The organism is Bradyrhizobium zhanjiangense (genome assembly GCF_004114935.1).
GTDB lineage: Bacteria > Pseudomonadota > Alphaproteobacteria > Rhizobiales > Xanthobacteraceae > Bradyrhizobium > Bradyrhizobium zhanjiangense.
This window is the reverse complement of the sequence record NZ_CP022221.1, coordinates 5,850,575-5,868,430: the sequence shown is the minus strand read 5'-3', so window position 1 is coordinate 5,868,430 and position 17,856 is coordinate 5,850,575. Positions and strand designations below refer to the sequence as shown.

Annotated in this window: 15 protein-coding genes, 1 tRNA gene and 1 pseudogene; 14 read left to right on the top strand and 3 right to left on the bottom strand. The window is 64.4% G+C overall.

All coding sequences use genetic code 11. From position 1 onward, the window contains the following. Positions 1–8 precede the first annotated feature (8 nt). A complete protein-coding gene (locus XH85_RS28215; RefSeq protein ID WP_128934421.1) occupies positions 9–614 on the top strand; it encodes a TetR/AcrR family transcriptional regulator in 606 nt (201 codons plus the stop codon). Between the two features lie 8 nt (positions 615–622). Here the strand turns inward: XH85_RS28215 and XH85_RS28210 are convergent, their stop codons facing one another. Beyond that, a complete protein-coding gene (locus XH85_RS28210) occupies positions 623–2,131 on the bottom strand; it encodes an amidase (RefSeq protein ID WP_245473220.1) in 1,509 nt (502 codons plus the stop codon). 520 nt (positions 2,132–2,651) lie between these two features. Between XH85_RS28210 and XH85_RS28205 the strand changes: the two genes are divergently transcribed. From XH85_RS28205 to rnz, 4 genes are read left to right on the top strand one after another with little or no spacing between them, the layout of a single operon-like run. Further along, the gene (locus XH85_RS28205; protein ID WP_128934419.1) at positions 2,652–3,869 is read left to right on the top strand and encodes a multidrug effflux MFS transporter; all 1,218 of its coding nucleotides are present in this window, start codon (positions 2,652–2,654) and stop codon (positions 3,867–3,869) included. Positions 3,870–3,884: 15 nt separating this feature from the next. After that, a complete protein-coding gene (gene guaD, locus XH85_RS28200) occupies positions 3,885–5,282 on the top strand; it encodes a guanine deaminase (protein WP_128934418.1) in 1,398 nt (465 codons plus the stop codon). A 15-nt stretch (positions 5,283–5,297) separates the two neighbouring features. Further along, complete coding sequence (locus tag XH85_RS28195) at positions 5,298–6,281, top strand: antibiotic biosynthesis monooxygenase (protein WP_128934417.1); 984 nt, start codon at positions 5,298–5,300, stop codon at positions 6,279–6,281. 29 nt (positions 6,282–6,310) lie between these two features. Then, positions 6,311–7,213: a ribonuclease Z gene (gene rnz / locus XH85_RS28190; protein WP_128934416.1), complete on the top strand. Its 903-nt coding sequence runs from the start codon at positions 6,311–6,313 to the stop codon at positions 7,211–7,213. Between the two features lie 14 nt (positions 7,214–7,227). Here the strand turns inward: rnz and XH85_RS28185 are convergent, their stop codons facing one another. Continuing rightward, positions 7,228–8,079, bottom strand: coding sequence for an IclR family transcriptional regulator (locus XH85_RS28185; RefSeq protein WP_164939954.1), 852 nt, complete (start codon positions 8,077–8,079; stop codon positions 7,228–7,230). 102 nt (positions 8,080–8,181) lie between these two features. On the opposite strand from XH85_RS28185, the gene XH85_RS28180 reads away from it, so the two are divergent. From XH85_RS28180 to XH85_RS28155, 6 genes are all read left to right on the top strand, one after another. Further along, positions 8,182–9,102, top strand: a complete 921-nt coding sequence (locus XH85_RS28180; RefSeq protein ID WP_164939955.1) for a dihydrodipicolinate synthase family protein — start codon at positions 8,182–8,184, stop codon at positions 9,100–9,102. Between the two features lie 27 nt (positions 9,103–9,129). Beyond that, complete coding sequence (locus tag XH85_RS28175) at positions 9,130–10,575, top strand: FAD-binding oxidoreductase (RefSeq protein ID WP_128934415.1); 1,446 nt, start codon at positions 9,130–9,132, stop codon at positions 10,573–10,575. Further along, the gene (locus XH85_RS28170; protein WP_128934414.1) at positions 10,572–11,678 is read left to right on the top strand and encodes a four-carbon acid sugar kinase family protein; all 1,107 of its coding nucleotides are present in this window, start codon (positions 10,572–10,574) and stop codon (positions 11,676–11,678) included. Before XH85_RS28175 ends, XH85_RS28170 begins: the two co-directional genes overlap by 4 nt. Continuing rightward, positions 11,675–12,712 (top strand): 4-hydroxythreonine-4-phosphate dehydrogenase PdxA, encoded by a 1,038-nt coding sequence (pdxA, locus tag XH85_RS28165; RefSeq protein WP_128934413.1) that lies wholly within the window; start codon positions 11,675–11,677, stop codon positions 12,710–12,712. Before XH85_RS28170 ends, pdxA begins: the two co-directional genes overlap by 4 nt. 13 nt (positions 12,713–12,725) lie before the next feature. Next, positions 12,726–13,856, top strand: coding sequence for an iron-containing alcohol dehydrogenase (locus XH85_RS28160; RefSeq protein WP_245473224.1), 1,131 nt, complete (start codon positions 12,726–12,728; stop codon positions 13,854–13,856). 135 nt (positions 13,857–13,991) lie between these two features. Then, positions 13,992–14,963: a Bug family tripartite tricarboxylate transporter substrate binding protein gene (locus XH85_RS28155; RefSeq protein ID WP_164939956.1), complete on the top strand. Its 972-nt coding sequence runs from the start codon at positions 13,992–13,994 to the stop codon at positions 14,961–14,963. 149 nt (positions 14,964–15,112) lie between these two features. Here the strand turns inward: XH85_RS28155 and XH85_RS46885 are convergent. Then, positions 15,113–15,338 (bottom strand): annotated as a pseudogene (locus tag XH85_RS46885) (hypothetical protein). Between the two features lie 470 nt (positions 15,339–15,808). Between XH85_RS46885 and XH85_RS28145 the strand changes: the two are divergent. The 3 genes from XH85_RS28145 (at position 15,809) to XH85_RS28125 (ending at position 17,852) form a co-directional block, all read left to right on the top strand. Then, entirely contained in the window at positions 15,809–16,126 is a 318-nt protein-coding gene (locus XH85_RS28145; protein WP_128934411.1) for a hypothetical protein, read from the top strand. A 1,118-nt stretch (positions 16,127–17,244) separates the two neighbouring features. Next, positions 17,245–17,318, top strand: a tRNA-Gln gene (locus XH85_RS28130). Positions 17,319–17,489: 171 nt separating this feature from the next. Further along, the gene (locus tag XH85_RS28125; RefSeq protein WP_164939832.1) at positions 17,490–17,852 is read left to right on the top strand and encodes a DUF1428 domain-containing protein; all 363 of its coding nucleotides are present in this window, start codon (positions 17,490–17,492) and stop codon (positions 17,850–17,852) included. Positions 17,853–17,856 lie beyond the last annotated feature (4 nt).

Genomic DNA, 17,856 nt, shown 5'->3' with positions numbered 1-17,856 from the left:
AGAGGCAGATGGGCATGGGACGCCCCCGCGAATTCGACGCCGAAACGGCGTTGGACCAGGCGATGGAAGTGTTTTGGCGCCATGGCTATGAGGGCGCCACCATTTCTCAGCTCACAGAGGCCATGGGCATCAACCCACCCAGTCTCTATGCCTGCTTCGGCAACAAGGAAGGCCTGCTGAAGGCCGCGCTCGACCGCTACACCAAGCTGCGCGGCGTCTGGATGGACGAAGTGGTGGCAGCACCGACTGCCCGCGCCGTCGCCGAGCGGATGCTGATGGGCATCGCCGACAAGCAGACCGATCCGGCCAATCCGCCCGGCTGCCTGCTCGTGCAGGGCGGGATTGCCTGCGGCACCGGCTCCGAGAACGTCCCGTTCGAACTCGCCGCCCGCCGTGCCCAGAACGAGGACCAGCTCCGCGACCGCTTTGTTCGCGCCAAGGCCGAAGGCGATCTCAGGGAAGGCGCCGATCCCGCCGCACTCGCGCGCTATGTCTCGGCCGTCGCAGTCGGCATGGGCGTGATGGCGTCCTCAGGCGCGGATCGCGAGGCGCTGCGGCAGGTGGCGAACGTCGCGGTGCAGGCGGTCGAAGCGCAGTCGGCTGACAAAACGTAACGGCCTTGTTATTTCGCAAATTGCATTGAAGCCAGCGCCGGTGGCGGCACAAAGCCGCCGAACTCGCGTTCGAGCAGTTCGGCGAGAGCAATCGTCGTGCGGTCCTCGAGATAAGGCCCGATGATCTGGACGCCGATCGGCAAGCCCGCAGGCGTGCGCTCGATCGGCATAGCGGTTGCCGGCAGTCCGCAGGTCGAAGCGGGGTCTGCCCAGATGAAGCACGCATCGGCGTAAGGATAGAGCTTCCCATCGATGTCCAGTAGCCGCGCGTCGAACGGCTCGGACTGATCATGTGGAAACGCCGGCACGGCGGCGGCCGGGTAGATCACTGCGTCGAAGTCGCGGAACAGCTCGTGCCACCGTTGCTGCAGCTGAAGCCGCGCCGCGTCCGCCGCCAGCCACTCGCGGTGGATCATGGCCCAGCCGCGCGCGCGCTCTGTCGCCAAGCTGCGGTCGTCGGGCGCCAATGCGGCGGCAAGGCCTTGCGCCTCTGCAAGGGCGGCCGGTGTCAGGCGTGGACTTCGCGCTGCATTCAGCAGCTTCATGTAGAGCCGCGCGGACTGGGCGAGATCGGGCAGCGACGCACTTGAACGCGCGACTCGCGCGCCTGATCGTTCGATCCGCTCGGCCAATCGTCCAATGGCTGAACGCACGGCCTCGCCCGTCGGCATCAGCGGATGGCTATCAATCACGAGGATCCTGAAATCCCTGAGTTGGTCATGTCGCGGAGCAGGCAGCGCAAGGCGATAGCCGATCCCGTCGCGCATTTCGTCGGGGCCGGCAATCACGTCGAGCGCCAACGCCAGATCCGCGGCAGTGCGCGTCATCGGCCCAATGACAGCCAGGTCCCCCTGGCTAGGGACGGGCGGTGCCGGCGGCAGGCTGTATCCGCGCAGCGGGACCAGACCGAGACTCGGCTTATGTCCGAATACACCACAGAAATGCGCGGGCACCCGGATCGAGCCGCCGATATCCGAGCCGATCGAGAGCGGACCGAATCCTGCGGCCAGTGCCGCGCCCGATCCGCCTGAGGAGCCGCCGGGCGACCGGCCGAGGTCCCACGGATTGTTCGTCGTCCCATGGATATCGTTGTAGCTCTGGAAATCCCGTAAGCCGATCGGGATGTTGGTCTTGCCTATGATGACGGCGCCCGCCGCCTTCAGTCGCGAGACGACCAGGGCGTCCTCCGCTGGCTGAAAATCCCTGAAATGCGGAAAGCCCCATGTCGTCGGCAGGCCTGCGACGTTGAACGGTTCTTTCATGGTCACGGGAATGCCGAGGAGCGGCCACCGCTCGCCGCGGCCAAGTGCGGCGTCGGCGGCGCGTGCGGCGTCTCGCGCGCGCTCGAAATCGCGGACGATGACGGCATTGATCTGCCCGTCCAACGCCTCGATGCGCGCAATCGTATGCGCGAGCAACTCTGACGCAGAGATCTTGCGCGCGTGCAGGGCGCTCAGCAGTGCGCTGATTGAGCCGTAGTCCAAGTCAGCGGCATCTGCGGCCGGCGCTCGTTGCATCACGGTCTCCATTGTCTCTGATCGTCGCGTCGAGGCTCTTCCGGCCGCGAACGGGTCCGGGGGATCGAACATGCAATTTCGGGAACGGGATGAGAAGGCGGCCGTTGTGGGAACCAGATCTGCCCGCCGGTCGGGGCGGAGGCGGTCGCGATCCGCGATGCCTTCTGAGCGGTTAACGGCGCCGGCTCGACTTGCGAATTCACAATCGGCAATCATGCAATTCTGCGCCTGTTTTGCCCGACGTGTCAAACGTTCCCCCGCGCAGGGCTCGCGCCGCGTGGAGCGAAATTCTTCAATGATTTGTACTGTGCATGGGGTTGTTTTCGCGTTTTTTGTTTGAGCGCCCGGCTGGCAGCAAAGATCGCAACGTCGGCCAATCAAAATCGGTACCGATAGGGGAACGCCTAAGAGTTTTTACACACAGTTCTGGCACGCTCCACGCGTCAAGACCGCACCTGCATCGTCGCATCTCATTGCGCGCACGAAAAGACAGGCCCGCGGCGATCGAGGGGCGTAAGCCATGACTGCAGTTGCGTCGGACGCCGATCGCGCGAAGCGGGGGATCGTGCCGATCCTGCTGTGCGTCGTGCCGTTCAGTCAGATTCCGCTCGACGCCTATACGCCGGGCCTGCCGCAGATGGTGATGGACCTCGCAACTGACGCGGCCTCGATGCAGAATACCGTCACCGCCTACATGCTCGGCATGTCTCTCGCGCTGGTGCCGGTCGGCATCGCCTCCGATACGCTCGGTCGCCGCAACGTTCTACTCGCAGGGCTGTCGGTGCTCATCGCGATGAGCGTTGCCTGCGCGCTGGCCACCAGCGCCTCGCTGCTGCTTGCGCTGCGTTTCCTCCAAGGCATCGGCGGCTGCACCTGTCTCGTCGTTGCCTATGCGGTCGGAGCTGATTGCTTTCGTGGCCGCGAGCTCACGGCGATTTCCGGTCTGCTCGGCGCTGCCTGGGGTCTCGCGCCCGTGCTGGCGCCTGCAGCCGGCGGCTTCATCGTCGAGCTGACGTCGTGGCGCGGAGTCTTCGTCGTCATTGCCATCGCCGCGGCAATCGTCGCCGCAACCGTCATGCTGCTGCTGCCGGAAACATTGCCGGCGGAGCGGCGAGCGCCGTTCGATCCGCGCCGCACCGCCGGCATCCTGCGCGAGGCTCTCGTTCGCCCGGGCTTTCTCGCCTTCGTGCTGGTGTTTGCTGCCGCAGCAAGCGCGCAGTTGGCGTTCGGCGTCGTCGCGCCGTTCTTCTACCAGACCGGCCTCGGTTATTCCGCCGCCATCTATGGCCTCGTCGCGCTGGGACTTGGCGGGGTGAATCTCGCCGGCGAGCTCGGCTGCGCGCATTTCGCGCGCTTCATGCCGGCCCGCATGCTGGGCTTCGGCGCCTTCGCGCTGTTTCTCGCCGGCGCCGCGCTCCTAACGGCAACCGGCATGGTTTTTGGTCTCGATTTTGCGTCGATCACGATCGGCGGCGCGCTGGTGCTCGGCGGCTGCGGCGTGCTGTGCCCGATGATGTACGGCATGGCGCTCGGCCTGTTCGAGCGCGACCACGGCCTGATCGGCGGCCTCATCAGCTCGCTCTGCTACCTCGCGGTGAGCGGCGCCATGGCAATCGCGGCGGTGTTGCCCGAGGCGACCCAGGCACCGATCGGAGGGCTCTACCTCGGCCTCTGCGCCATCGCGGGCACGCTGCTTGCGATCTCGCTGCCCTCGGCGCGCCACGCCACACAGAATTAAGGAAGGAACCAAATCATGACCACCGTCGGTATTCGCGGCACGTTCTTCGACTTCGTCGACGATCCCTGGAAGCACGTCGGCGACGAGCAGGCCGCCGCGCGCTTTCACCAGGACGGCCTCATGGTCGTCACCGATGGCATCATCAAGACGTTCGGCCCTTATGACAAGATCGCCGCCGCGCATCCCGGCGTCGAGATCACCCATATCAAGGACCGCATCATCGTCCCGGGCTTCATCGACGGCCACATCCATCTGCCGCAGACCCGCGTGTTAGGGGCCTATGGCGAGCAACTGCTGCCGTGGCTCCAGAAGTGGGTCTATCCGGAAGAGCTCAAATACCGGGATCGCAACTACGCACGCGAGGGCGTGAAGCGTTTCCTCGACGCGCTGCTGGCGTCCGGCACCACCACCTGCCAGGCGTTCACGAGCTCGTCGCCAGTGTCGACCGAGGAACTGTTCGAGGAAGCGGCCCGTCGCAACATGCGCGTCATCGCGGGCCTCACCGGCATCGATCGCAACGCGCCGGCCGATTTCATCGATACCCCGGAGAATTTCTACCGCGATAGCAAGCGGCTGATCGCGCGGTACCATAACAAGGGCCGCAACCTCTACGCCATCACGCCGCGCTTCGCCTTCGGCGCCTCGCCGGACCTGCTGAGGGCGTGTCAGCGCCTCAAGCACGAGCATCCGGACTGCTGGGTCAACACCCACATCTCCGAGAACCCGGCCGAATGCAGTGGCGTGCTCGTCGAGCACCTGGACTGCCAGGACTATCTCGGCGTCTACGAGAAGTTCGACCTGGTCGGACCGAAATTCTCCGGCGGCCACGGCGTCTATCTCTCCAACAACGAGTTCCGCCGCATGTCGAAGAAGGGCGCGGCGGTGGTGTTCTGCCCGTGCTCGAACCTGTTCCTCGGCAGCGGCCTGTTCCGGCTCGGCCGCGCCACCGATCCCGAGCATCGCGTGAAGATGTCGTTCGGCACCGACGTTGGCGGCGGCAACCGCTTCTCGATGATCTCCGTGCTCGACGATGCCTACAAGGTGGGCATGTGCAACAACACGTTGCTCGACGGCAGCATTGATCCGGCGTGCAAGGATCTCGCCGAAGCCGAGCGCAACAAGCTCTCGCCGTATCGCGGCTTCTGGTCGATCACGCTCGGCGGTGCCGAAGGCCTCTACATCGACGACAAGCTCGGCAATTTCGAGCCCGGCAAGGAGGCCGATTTCGTCGCGCTCGATCCGAACGGCGGGCAAGTCGCGCAAGCGTGGCACCAGTCGCTGATCGCCGACGGCGCCGGGCCGCGTACGATGGACGAGGCCGCGAGCATGCTGTTCGCCATCATGATGGTCGGCGACGATCGCTGCGTCGACGAGACCTGGGTGATGGGCAAGCGTCTCTACAAGAAGGACTGAGGCGGACCGCTGCCAATGAGTGCATCTTCTGACACGGCCGGCCAGCCGGTCGCTCTCGTCATCCAACGTCGCATCGCCGACGATGGCTTTGCCGCGTTCGCGCGGTGGAACGGCGAGGTCGGCGAGGCGCTCAAGGCCTGGCCCGGCTTCCTCAGCCAGGAGCTGGTGCCGCCCCAGCCGCCGGCCCATGTCGACTGGGTGACGATCCTGCGCTTCGCGAGCCCGGCCGCGGCCCGCGCCTGGCTTCAGAGCGATGTGCGGGCGCGGCTCATCGCAGAGGTGCAGCGCTTCTTCGTCGGTTCGGAGGATGTCCATATCCTGCCCGACAGCGGCGTGCAGCGCGACAGCGCGGTCTCCGCCGTGATCTCCTTCAAAGTCCCGGACGGACTCGAAGATGCTTTCCTCAGATGGCAGCAGCGCATCCAGGCCGCAGAAGCCGAGTTCAAGGGATTTTTGCGCCACAAGATCGAGCGGCCGATTCCGGGCCTGCACGACGAATGGATCATCATCCTGTCGTTCGACAGTGATGCCAACCTCAATGCATGGCTGGACTCGCCGTTGCGGCAGTCGCTGCTGCGGGAAGGCGAGCGCTTCAACGCCGGCATGAATGTGAGGCGGGCGAGCTACGGCTTCAATTTCTGGTTCCCGGCCGGCAAGGCGCAGGCTCCGGAGCAAGGGCCTGGCCTGATCTGGAAGAGCAACCTCATCGTCCTTCTGGTGCTCTATCCCGTGGTCTACCTCTGGGGCTACTTCATCAGCGTGCCCTTGATCGACAACCACGGCGTGCCGGTCTGGCTGTCGCTCTTTGTCGGCAATCTCGTCAGCACCCAGCTGCTCGGCTGGTGGCTGGTGCCCGCCGCCTTCAAGATGCTCGATTGGTGGATCTCGCCGAAGGCGACGGTCGGGCGCCAGATCGCAGGCTATGCACTCCTTGCCGCGCTCTATGCCGCGTCGATGGGCCTGTACGCGCTGCTGCTCGCGTGGCATTGGGGACGGTGAGACCGTCCACAACTGGACACGTGACGACCATGTTCGCCCTGACGTTTCTCGGAACCTCGGCCAGCGTTCCGTCGGCGGAGCGCAACCATCCGGCGCTCCTGGTGGAGGCGGCGGGCAAGCGCATTCTGGTCGATTGCGGCGAAGGCACGCAGCGCCAGTTGCTGCGCAGCGGTGCCGGCTTTCGGCGGCTCGACCGCATCCTGCTGACGCATGCCCATCTCGATCACGTGCTCGGTATTCCCGGCCTCTTCTCGACACTCGGTTTGCGGCAGACCTCCGACGTGATGACCATTCATGGCGGACAGGGCACGCTCGATCTCGTCATCCGGATGCTTGCGGGCCTGTGGGGTGCTGGCAGGGCGCCGATTGCGGTGGAGTTCTCAGCCCTGACCGAAGGGCAGGTCATGGACGCCGGCGACTTCATCATCGACTGCTTTCCGGTTCGCCATCGTGACACCGACAGTTTTGGTTTTTCCTTCAAGAGCCCCGCACGCCGCCATGTTCGGCCGGAGCGCCTCGCCGAACTGGGCGTTCCAGACGGGCCGATACGCGGAGAGTTGGCCGCGGGACGACCAGTCGTGATCGCCGATCGAACGATCGATCCGGAAGACGTCCTGGGGCCGCTGAGCGGCGGCAGGAAGCTCGTCGTGATCGGCGACACCGAGACCACCGAAGACCTCTCCAAATACGTTTCTGGCGCCGATCTGCTGGTGATCGAGGCAACGTTCCTCGATCGCGACGTATCGACCGCGCGGAACTATGGGCACCTCACTGCGCGCGATGCGGCTGCGTTTGCGGCCGCGACCAACGTCGGCCAGCTCGTGCTCACGCATCAGTCGGGCCGCTATGAGGACGATGAAGTCCTTGCAGAGGCAGCCAGGATTTTTCCGAACACCCGGATCGCTGCCGACTTCGATCGCATTGCCATCTAGCCTCGAGAGGCCGTTCAGCTCGTCAATCCGGACTTGATGGCGAGGTCCTGCACCTGGCGCGTCACCTGCATCAGGCGCGGCAGCGCCTGGTCGCGAAAGGCCGGCATCTCCATGCGCACCGCATCGATGGTGACGCTCAATCCGGCAATCACGAGACCCTGGGCGTCGAAGATCGGCGCTGCCAGCGTGCGCAGGCCATAGGCGTTCTCGCCGTCGGAGACGGCGTGCCCTTTCTTCTTCACCTGATCGAGCCGGGCGAGCAAGGCGTCGAGATCGGTGAGCGTTCGCTCCGACAGTTTGACGCGCGGTCGCGACTCCAGCCGCGCGATCTGCTCGTCCCGCGCCAGATGCGCCAGCATGACATGGCCGAGCGCGGCGCTATAGGCGGGGATCCGCGTGCCCGGCCGGCGATCCATCTTGTGGCGGTCGAGGCCAGCGCCGACCCGCGCGAGATAGACCACGTCGCCGCCGTCGAGGATGCCGAGCGAAGCCGCATCGCCGACATCAGGCACGAGGTCGCGCAGCAGCGGCTCGACGATCGGTCGCAGCGACCCGTGCGACAGCACGGTGTAGCCGAGATCGAGACAGGCAACGCCGAGGCGGAACCGGCGGCTGTGCGGAACGGCCTGGAGGTAGCCGAGTTCGATCAAGGTCTGGATCAGCCGGAACGCCGTTCCGCGATCGAGGTCGGCCCGTGCGGCAATCTCACTCAGGGTCAGCTCGAAGGCCTCGCTGGTGAAACTCTTGAGCACAGCAAAGGCCTTGCCGACGGAAGCGACGTAATTCTTTGGATTTTTCGCGTCAGTGTCCGATACGCGCTTCGTGGCCTTCTTTTCGACCTTGGCCAAGCTCGAATGTCTCGCCATGACATGTCCCCTTGACGTGGCGGCAAGCTGATTTTACGACGGGACAATCCAATAACAAATGTTCGCATTCCGAACAACATCGATTTGACAATCGGAGGAAATTTGTCGACATCATCGCTGCACCCTCATGGCGTGTTCTCCGCCGCGCTGACACCGCTCGATGCCGAGCTCGCCCCCGATCATGCGCGCTTCGTCGCGCATTGCCGCTATCTGCTCGACGAAGGCTGTGACGGCATCGCGCTGCTCGGCACGACCGGTGAGGCGAACTCGTTCTCGGCCACTGAGCGCACCGCGCTGCTCGAAGCAGTGGTCGCCGCCGGCATCGCGCCGCAGCGGCTTCTGCCGGGCACTGGTGTCACCGCCCTCAACGAGACCATCGCCCTGACGCGTCATGCGCTCTCGGTCGGCGTCGATACCGTGGTGATGCTGCCGCCGTTCTACTACAAGGGCGTCAGCGACGACGGCATTTTCGCGTCGTACAGCCAGGTCGTGCAGCGCATCGGCGATGCCAGGCTCAAGATTGTGCTCTATCACATCCCGCAGATGTCGGCGCAGCCGATCTCGCATGCGCTGATCGAGCGGCTGCGCGCGGCTTATCCAGCGACGTTCACCGGCATCAAGGATTCCTCCGGCGACTTCGCCAACATGACCGCGATGGTCGAACGTTTTCCCGGCTTTTCGGTCCTGGTCGGCGCCGATCCTTTGTTGCTGCCGCTGCTGCGCAAGGGCGGCGCCGGCTGCATCACCGCGACGTCCAATCTCGTGGCGCGCGACCTTGCCTATGTCTACAAGCACTTTGGCGACAGCGACGACGACGCAGCGCTCAAGGCCGCGCAGGCGCGCATCGTCAGGGCGCGCGAATTGGTCTCGCGCTTCCCGCAGATGGCCTCGCTGAAGGCGCTGGTGGCCGCACGCACCAGCCATGCCGGATGGCAGCGGTTGCGTCCGCCGCTGGAATCCTTGCCAACGGCTCAAGTGAAAGAGCTGCTTGCGGATGCCACTGCATTCGCAGCCGCCATTTAGCCGCGAGGCCGGCGGCGAGGCGATCCGATGTCCGACTCTTTCCAGGATGCGCTGTCCGGGCTCGCCGACATCGTCGGCGACAAGCACGTCATCGCCTCCGGAGCCGACCAGGAGCCCTATGTGGTGGACTGGCGCGGCCGCTATCACGGTCGCGCGGTCGCGGTGGTGAAGCCCGGCTCGACCGCCGAGGTCGCCGCCGTCGTCAAATACTGCGCGGCGAGGCAGCTTGCGATCGTGCCGCAGGGCGGCAATACCGGCATGTGCGGGGCCGCGACGCCGGACGATCGTGCGGGCAATGTCGTGATCCGGCTCGACCGTATGCGGGCCGTGCGCGACGTCAGCCCGCTCGCCAACACGATCACGGTGGAAGCCGGCTGCATTCTCGCCGAGGTGCAGAATGCGGCCCGTAGCGTCGATCGCTATTTTCCCTTGAGCCTGGGTGCCGAGGGTTCCTGCCAGATCGGCGGCAACATTTCCACCAATGCCGGCGGCACGGCCGTGCTTCGCTACGGACCGACACGCGACCTCGTGCTCGGGTTGGAGGTCGTGCTGCCCGACGGGCGCGTCTTCAACGGCCTGCGCGCGCTGCGCAAGGACAACACCGGTTACGCGCTCAAGCAGCTCTTCATCGGCGCAGAGGGCACGCTCGGCATCGTCACGGCGGCGGTCCTGAAACTGTTTGCGCCGCCGCGCAGCTCAGCGCTGGCGCTGCTGAAACTGCAAGGCGTCGAGCAGGCGCTCGAGGTCATGCAGCGCCTGCGCGGTGTGGTTGGCGACCGGCTCGGCAGCCTCGAGATCATGTCGCGCTCGCAGATCGAGGCGATTGCGGAGACCGTGCCGCATGTCACGATCCCATTCGAGCTGACGACGCCGTGGTATCTGATCGTCGAGTTGACCGATACGCTTGCAGGCGTTGACCTCAACGAGCCGCTCGCCACGGTGCTCGCGGAGGCGATGGAGGCCGGGCTCACTGACGACGTGATCCTGGCGTCGAGCCTGGCGCAGGCCAAGGCGATCTGGGCGGTCAGGCACAGCGTGTCCGAAGGCAACAAGCGCAGCGGCTATGTCGTGTCGCATGACAGCGTGGTGCCGTTGGAGCGTCAGGCGGCCTTCGTCGCCAACGTCGAGGCCCGGATCAAGGCTGCCGTGCCGCATGCGCGCGTCGTGATGCACGGCCATATCGGCGATGGCAATCTCCACGTGATCGCGCTGATCGACCGCGCGCATTGTCAGGACCCCGCTGCAACGGCCGCGCTGGTGGCTGAGATTAACGAGATCGTCGATGACGAGACCGCAGCGCAAGGCGGAGCCATCAGTGCCGAGCACGGCATTGGCATTACGAATCGCGGCCGGCTTGCGCGCGTCACCGATCCTCTCGACATCGAGCTGATGCGTGACATCAAGCAACTGCTCGATCCGAATGGCCTGATGAACCCGGGCAAGATCTTTACTGTCGGAGGCGCGCGACGATGATCAGCGTCCGCCTGCTTGCCGACGACCTCACCGGTGCGCTCGACGCCGCGGCGGAGTTCGTCGGCCTCTGCGGGCCGTTCGACGTCACCTGGCCGGAAGCGTCTGCGGCGCAGGGCTCTCAAAGCCTGGCGATCGACAGCGGCACACGCGAACGTTCCAAAGCCGAGAGCATCGAGATCGTTGGACGACTGGCGCCGCTGCTCCGCGGGGCGACGATCGCCTACAAGAAAGTCGATAGCCTCCTTCGCGGCGCGTGGGCGGCCGAGCTCAGCGCCTGCCTGCGCGGTGGCGATTGGGCGTCCTGCGTGGTCGCGCCCGCCTTCGACTATCAGGGGCGGCGCACCGTGGGTGGCCAGCAATTTGCGCGCACGGTGCAAGGCGAGTGGCACCGCGTCGGCGACAATCTGCTTGCCCAGCTGCGGCAGGAAGGCATCGAGGCCCGGCAGGGCGGGGCCGACACGCTGTCGCAGGCCGGCGTTCAGGTCTTCGACGCCGAAAGCGACATCGACCTCGATCGGGTCGTCGAGATGGGACGGCGCATGCCGGGACCCGTGCTATGGTGCGGCAGCGGTGGGCTCGCCGGCGCGCTCGCCCGCAGCCATCGCGCCGATGCGCCGAGCCAATTGAAGCTGCCGGTGCTGGGGCTGTTCGGCTCGGATCAACCCGCGACTGCGTCTCAGCTGGCTGCGTGCGGCGAGGCAACCATCGCGCTTGCGGAAGGCGAGGGCGCGGCGCCTGTGCGGCGCAAGCTGGCCGATGACGCCGTGGCGCTGGTTAAATTCTCTCTCGCCGACGGCCTGACGCGCGCGGAGGCGGCGCAGCGGATCGCGCGCGAAATGGCGGCGCTGATCGCGGCGCTCCAACCTCCGGGCACGCTGATCGCTGCTGGCGGCGAGACCCTGAAGGCGGCGTGCGTTACACTAGGCGCGCATGCGCTCCAGGTGACGGGACGTATCGTGCCGGGGTTGCCGCGCTCGATCTTGCAGGGCGGCCGGTGGGCCGGAGTGGACGTCATCTCGAAGTCCGGTGCATTCGGCCCCAGCGAGCTCTGGCGCGATCTGCTTCGGGACAATCATTTGCTCAACATGAGGAGTCCGACATGACCTCTCGTCATCTTGCCATCACCATGGGTGATCCCGCCGGGATCGGACCGGAGATCATCGTCAAGGCTTGCGTCGGACTGAAGGACCGGATCGCGAAGGGCGATCTGCGCCTGCTGATCATCGGCAGCGGCGCGGCGCTTGATGGCGCAAAGGCCTCGCTCGGCGCTGACATTGCCATCCCCGAGGTGAGCGACAAGGATGGCGATTGGCCAAATCTGTGTTTCCTCCAGGCCGACGCCGAGGGCGAACCGATCAAGCCCGGCGTGCTCAGCGCGGATGGCGGCCGCTTTGCCTACAAGGCGATCGAGCAGGGCGTGCGCCTGACGCAGGCGGGCCGCACCGCGGCCATCGTCACGGCACCGCTCAACAAGGAAGCCCTCAACAAGGCCGGCTATCATTTCCCTGGACATACCGAGATGCTCGCGCATCTCACCGGCGTGCGCGGCTCGGTGATGCTGCTTGCCCATGGCAACATGCGCGTCAGCCACGTCTCGACTCATGTGGCGCTGGAGGACGTGCCGAAGCGCCTGACGCCGGAGCGCCTGCGCATGGTGATCGACCTCACCAACGACGCGCTGCGCCGGCTCGGCATCGAAAGGCCGAAGATCGCCATCGCCGCGCTCAATCCGCATGCGGGCGAGGGCGGCCTGTTCGGCCGGCAGGACATCGACGTGTCGGCGCCGACGATCGCCAAGGCAGTCGCTGACGGTCTCGACGTCGTCGGTCCGGTGCCGGGCGACACCATCTTCGTGAAGCTGCGCGCCGGCCAGTATGATGCCGCGGTCGCGATGTATCACGACCAGGGCCACATCCCCGTCAAGTTGCTCGGCTTCCAGGTCGATCCCGCCACCGGCCGCTGGCAGGAGCTCTCCGGCGTCAACATCACGCTGGGCCTGCCGATCATTCGCACCTCCGTCGATCACGGCACCGCCTTCGACATCGCCGGCAAGGGCATCGCCAACGAGCACAGCTTGATCGAGGCCATCGACTATGCCGAGCGGCTGGCCGTCGGCGCTTCTACATCCAAGTCATGAGATCGAACGCACGATGACCAACGCCTTCACGCCCATTGAAATTCTTCGCCCCTCTATCCTGGAGTTTGGCTGCGGTACGATCGCCGCCGCGGCACGCTTCGCCGAACGGATCGGCGCCAAACGGCCGCTGGTGATTTCGGACCCGTTCAACGCGCGTCGCGTCGACACGCTGGCGCTGCCGGGTGCCGTGAAGGTGTTCGGCGATGTGAAGCCCGAGCCGGACCTGCCTAATCTTGAGAAGGCGGTCGCGATAGCGCGCGACGTCAAGCCCGATCTCGTGGTCGGCTTCGGCGGCGGCAGCGCGATGGATCTGGCCAAGCTGGTGGCGGTGATGTGCACGAACGACGTGGCCTTCGCCGACATCGTTGGGCCGGAGAAGGTGGCCGGTCGCAGCGTGGCGCTGATGCAGATTCCCACCACCTCGGGCACCGGCAGCGAAGCCGGCACCCGAGCGCTCGTCACCGACCCCGTGAGCCAGAACAAGCAGGCGGTGCAGAGCCGCTTCATGCTGGCTGACATCGCCATCGTCGATCCGGATCTGACAATGACGGTGCCGAAAGAGGTCACCGCAGCGACCGGCGTCGATGCGCTGGCGCATTGCGTCGAGGCCTACACCAGCCGCAAGGCGCATCCCACGATCGACCTCTATGCGCGCGAAGGCGCGCGGCTGGTTGGGCAGTATCTCAAGCGGGCGGTGGTCGATGGTAGCGATCGCGAGGCGCGTGCCGGCCTGGCGCTGGCCTCGCTCTATGGCGGCTATTGCCTCGGGCCGGTGAATACGACCGCCGGCCATGCGGTCGCGTATCCGCTCGGCACGCGTCACCATGTGGCGCATGGGCTCGCCTGCGCGGTGATCTTCCCGCACACGCTGGCCTTCAACATGCCGGCCGTGGAGGCGAAGACCGTCGCGGTGCTCCAGGCACTTGGATTGCCGAAGCAGGGCGATGCAAAGCTGGCGTTCGACGCAACCTACAAGTTCTGCGCCGATCTCGGTATCGAGATGCGGCTGTCGGCTCTCGGCGTGCCCAGGGACGACCTCGGCGTCATGGCCGACGAGGCGCACGCCATTCGCCGCCTGCTCGACAACAATCCGCGCGACCTTAGCCGGGATGCGATCCTGAACATGTACGAGGTCGCGTTCTAAAGCATGATCCGGATAGTGGTTTTCCGAAAAGATCATGCTCAAACAATAAGCTAAGGCGCGATGCATCGCGCTTTAGCCATCTCCGCCGCTCGTTCGCGGCACCAATCAACAACACTGAAAACAGAGGAAACTTCGATGAGATCGATGTGGCTTGTTCTTGCCTCACTCATGCTGCTGGCGACCTCGCCGGCAAAGGCCCAGGACGGTTATCCATCCAAGCAGGTGACGGTGATCGTTCCGTTCGCCGCCGGCGGTACCGCCGATATCTTCGCCCGCATGGTCTCCAACCATTTGCAAGCGAAGTTCGGTAAGCCGTTCGTGGTCGAGAATGTCGGTGGCGCCGGCTCGATCCTCGGCGTGACGCGGCTGGCGAAGTCGGCGCCTGACGGCATCACGCTCGGGCTTGCGAGCACGTCCGCGCTCGCGATCAACCCGTCGCTCTTTGGTCCGAAGCTCAGCTACCAGCCGGACAAGGATCTTGCGCCGGTTGCCCAGATCAGCGTCGTGCCAAACGTGCTTGTCGTGAACCCCAACAAGATCAAGGCACGCACCGTGCCGGAGCTGATCGCTTATCTGAAGGCGAATCCGGACAAGGTCTCGTTCGGCTCGGCCGGCGTCGGCACCTCGCAGCATCTGGCCGCCGAGCTGTTTCAGCAGATGACCGGCACCAAGATGGTGCACGTACCCTACAAGGGCTCCAGCCAGATGCTGACGGACCTGTTGAGCGGCCAGATCGATCTCGCCTTCGACAACGTGCCGCTGTTGCTGCCGCAGGTGAAGACCGGCCAGCTCGCACTGCTCGCGACCGCGACGCCGAAGCGGGCCGCCTTCGATCCCGAAGCTCCCGCCGTCGCCGAATTCCTGCCGGGCTTCGAGGCCGTGGCCTGGCACGGCTTCTTCGTCCCGGCCGGAACGCCGAAACCGATCGTCGAAAAGCTCTCCGCCGAGATCCGCGCCTTCATGCAGCAGCCGGACACGGTGCAGAAATTGGCCGAGCTCGGCGCCACTGCGGTCGCGGTCGATTCCGAGCCGTTCGCGGCCTACATCACCGCTGAGACGGCGCGCTGGAAGAAGGTGATCGAGGCGGCGAACATCAAGCTGGACTAAGCGCCAAAGGCTCGCTGCTTGCCGATGGAAGCTCCCGGTTTGTCGTCCTCAGGAAGAGGAGTTCGACGATGGACGTCATTCTCCGCCACTCAGTCGTGAAGAAAACGGCCCGCCAAGCGGGCCGTTGACGTCACAAGTCGATCAAATCCTTACTGCTCGGTGCAGACCTTGACGGTCTTCACGGCGGCCTCGGCTTCCGTCTTGGTTTTGTAGACGCCGTCACCAACGACTGTCGTGGTGGTCGTCGTCGGCTTAGTATCTACGACTGTGCACTTCTTAGTCGTAGCATCACGCGCAATGTAAAATTCGGCAGCCAGCTGCCTGATTGCCAAGAGCGAAAGCGGCAAGGGCTCCGCACACGATCAGTTTTTTCATAAGCGCTCCTCCATTCAATCAAGAATAGTCACGCAACTGGAGAGTAGTAAAAGTTCCGAATGTTCCCGGTCGTGCTGAGGCGGACTGCTGCGAGAGGGGATTAATTCTCTTGGCAGAGTGTGCGCGAGGTGCCGAACTTTCCCGATAAAGGAACCCGCGATCCTGTCGGGTGTTGTAGGCTACTTGCATTCTGGAGGTCTGCAGATTGCCGTACTCGGGCCGCTCCACGGCGATGTCCAGGCGCGCCCTGTCTCGGGAGCAGTGGACCACAGGCTGCACGGTGCGTACCGAAAGCCGCACGGGCGAAAGCGTGCTCGAAGGCATGGAGATCGAGGCCTTCCCGAGGAGGTCTGCGCCGACGTTGCGGGAGTATCGGTAGATCGATCGGGAGAGCGGACCTACATCGCGCCCCCCGTGAGCGTCGCATCATCGAAGAGATCGACTGAACTTGCCAAATAGGAGAAACGACTATGAAAGCTATCGGACTGGGATTCCTCGCAGCCACCCTTTTGGGATCCGCCGCGGCGGCCGCCCCGCTCAATCCGACCGCCGTCGGTTCGACCGAGGTCTCGGACATCCAGCAGGTGCGCCTAGTTTGCAACGAGTACGGCCGCTGCTACCGGACCCGCGGCCCTCGTTACGTCCAGCGCTACTACGGCGGTGACGACGGCTATGTGGTCCGCCGCAGCTATGGCTATTACGGCGGTCCAGGATATTACGATCGCGGCTACGGCTACTATGGCGGCGGCCCGAGCATCGGCTTCAGCTTCGGCACCCGCAGTTGGTGAACGACGAAGGGCCGCTTTCGAAGCGGCCCTTCAATGCCGGATTGGGAATCGTGAGATGTCGAATCTTGCGACGCTGATCGGCAAGAAGCAGCAGCTCCGGGGCCGTCCTCTTGATAATCGGTGATAATCGGCTTGATCAGAAATTAGTTTAAACGGATCTCATAGCGACGTTTGAGCCGGTCGCTTGTAGTCTTTGCTGCGTATTGAACGCGTGCAAGATCGCAGCCTTCCTGTGCGATGACATGCAGCTTCCAGTCCGAGGTACCGGGTCGGTAATCTGGCCCGAATTCAACTTCGATGGAGACGACCTTTTCTGTGCCTGGAAAACTCCGGATCTCCTGCAGCGCAATTCGCTCAAGCTCGTCCCTCGAAACCGGTGATCTCGACACCGTTCGCTCCTAAAGGTGGAGGCGGCTGCTTGAGCCGCGCTTGACTCAATGCAGTCAATGACCTCGACGTTCCTCTCAAGATGAGACGGCGCATCGCGATCGCTCCAAGCTCGCGCCGATCTTATGAGCTGATCAGCGCAATTGCCGCAGAGCCTCCGGAGTCAGCGCGTATCGACTCCCCACCTTTTCTAACCAGCGTGCTTTAAGCATACGCCTTGCCGTGTAGAACCCACACAGTGGACGGTTGCCTCCTGGTTGAAGCCGTCGCGTTCGAGCAGATAACCATAGAGGGTCGATGAGGGGGTGGCGCTCTCGATTTTTAGGAACGAGCGCCCCCCGCAGCCAGTTCAATGATCAGTCTTGCGTGCTGTCCTTTCGCAAAACCGGTGCGATTGCCAAGTTTTCCCGATGCCCTTCCCAAAGGGTGACCCCGATTGGCCCCAGCTCCAATGCCCCCCAATATCCCCGCGAGCTGGGGCCATTTTTCTGGAGGCCTCAGCTCATCCCATTGCCTGGAGCTGAGGCCTTTTCGTCGCATCCGTGAGCGGAATTAAACAGGACAAGGCCGCCAACTAAGGCGCTCCTACTTACAGCCCCGATGTTCACAGAAGGACTAGACCGCCAACGCTGGCGCAGCTATATGACCGGCCTGCGAGCCGCTGATTTGCAAAACTTTCAGCCGGCCTTGCAAAACTTCCGAAGAAAGCTTAGCGATATCAAGCACTTCGGTGGGGAATGGTGTAACGGTAGCACAACAGACTCTGACTCTGTTTGTCTTGGTTCGAATCCAGGTTCCCCAGCCAGTTCCGGCGCTCTTTCTCTAGTCGTAACCTCTCGGCATCTGCGCGGCAGGGGCGGTTCGTTGGCGGCACCGCCGCTCGCGACCGTTTGCCTCATCTGAAAAATCGCGTTTCCAGGTCGGATCTCCGCGCACTCCATCGTCCTTGAGTTACACAACCCAAGGAGAATCCGTGATGTCCTATGTCGATGGTTTCGTGCTGGCCGTGCCGAAGGACAAGATCGAGGCCTACAAGACGCTGGCAACGACTGCCTGCGCACTCTGGCTGGAGCACGGCGCGCTCGACTATGTCGAATGCATCGGCGACGACGTCCCCTATGGCGAGCTCACCTCGTTTCCGCGCGCGGTCATGGCGAAGGAGGACGAGATCGTGGTTTTCTCCTGGATCGTCTACCGCGACCGGGAGACCCGCGATGCCGTCAACAAGAAGGTGATGGCGGACCCGCGGCTGAAAATGGACGGCATGCCGTTCGATGGCAAGCGCATGATCTATGGCGGCTTCACGACGCTGCTTCGGGCAGGCGACATCGCGACCTGACGGT

Coding starts and splice junctions, on each gene's coding strand:
- XH85_RS28155 (WP_164939956.1), top strand. CDS start 13,992: ATGAGATCGATGTGGCTTGTTCTTGCCTCACTCATGCTGCTGGCGACC.
- XH85_RS28215 (WP_128934421.1), top strand. CDS start 9: ATGGGCATGGGACGCCCCCGCGAATTCGACGCCGAAACGGCGTTGGAC.
- XH85_RS28185 (WP_164939954.1), bottom strand. CDS start 8,079: ATGGCGAGACATTCGAGCTTGGCCAAGGTCGAAAAGAAGGCCACGAAG.
- XH85_RS28160 (WP_245473224.1), top strand. CDS start 12,726: ATGACCAACGCCTTCACGCCCATTGAAATTCTTCGCCCCTCTATCCTG.
- guaD (WP_128934418.1), top strand. CDS start 3,885: ATGACCACCGTCGGTATTCGCGGCACGTTCTTCGACTTCGTCGACGAT.
- XH85_RS28210 (WP_245473220.1), bottom strand. CDS start 2,131: ATGCAACGAGCGCCGGCCGCAGATGCCGCTGACTTGGACTACGGCTCA.
- XH85_RS28205 (WP_128934419.1), top strand. CDS start 2,652: ATGACTGCAGTTGCGTCGGACGCCGATCGCGCGAAGCGGGGGATCGTG.
- pdxA (WP_128934413.1), top strand. CDS start 11,675: ATGACCTCTCGTCATCTTGCCATCACCATGGGTGATCCCGCCGGGATC.
- XH85_RS28125 (WP_164939832.1), top strand. CDS start 17,490: ATGTCCTATGTCGATGGTTTCGTGCTGGCCGTGCCGAAGGACAAGATC.
- XH85_RS28195 (WP_128934417.1), top strand. CDS start 5,298: ATGAGTGCATCTTCTGACACGGCCGGCCAGCCGGTCGCTCTCGTCATC.
- rnz (WP_128934416.1), top strand. CDS start 6,311: ATGTTCGCCCTGACGTTTCTCGGAACCTCGGCCAGCGTTCCGTCGGCG.
- XH85_RS28175 (WP_128934415.1), top strand. CDS start 9,130: ATGTCCGACTCTTTCCAGGATGCGCTGTCCGGGCTCGCCGACATCGTC.
- XH85_RS28145 (WP_128934411.1), top strand. CDS start 15,809: ATGAAAGCTATCGGACTGGGATTCCTCGCAGCCACCCTTTTGGGATCC.
- XH85_RS28170 (WP_128934414.1), top strand. CDS start 10,572: ATGATCAGCGTCCGCCTGCTTGCCGACGACCTCACCGGTGCGCTCGAC.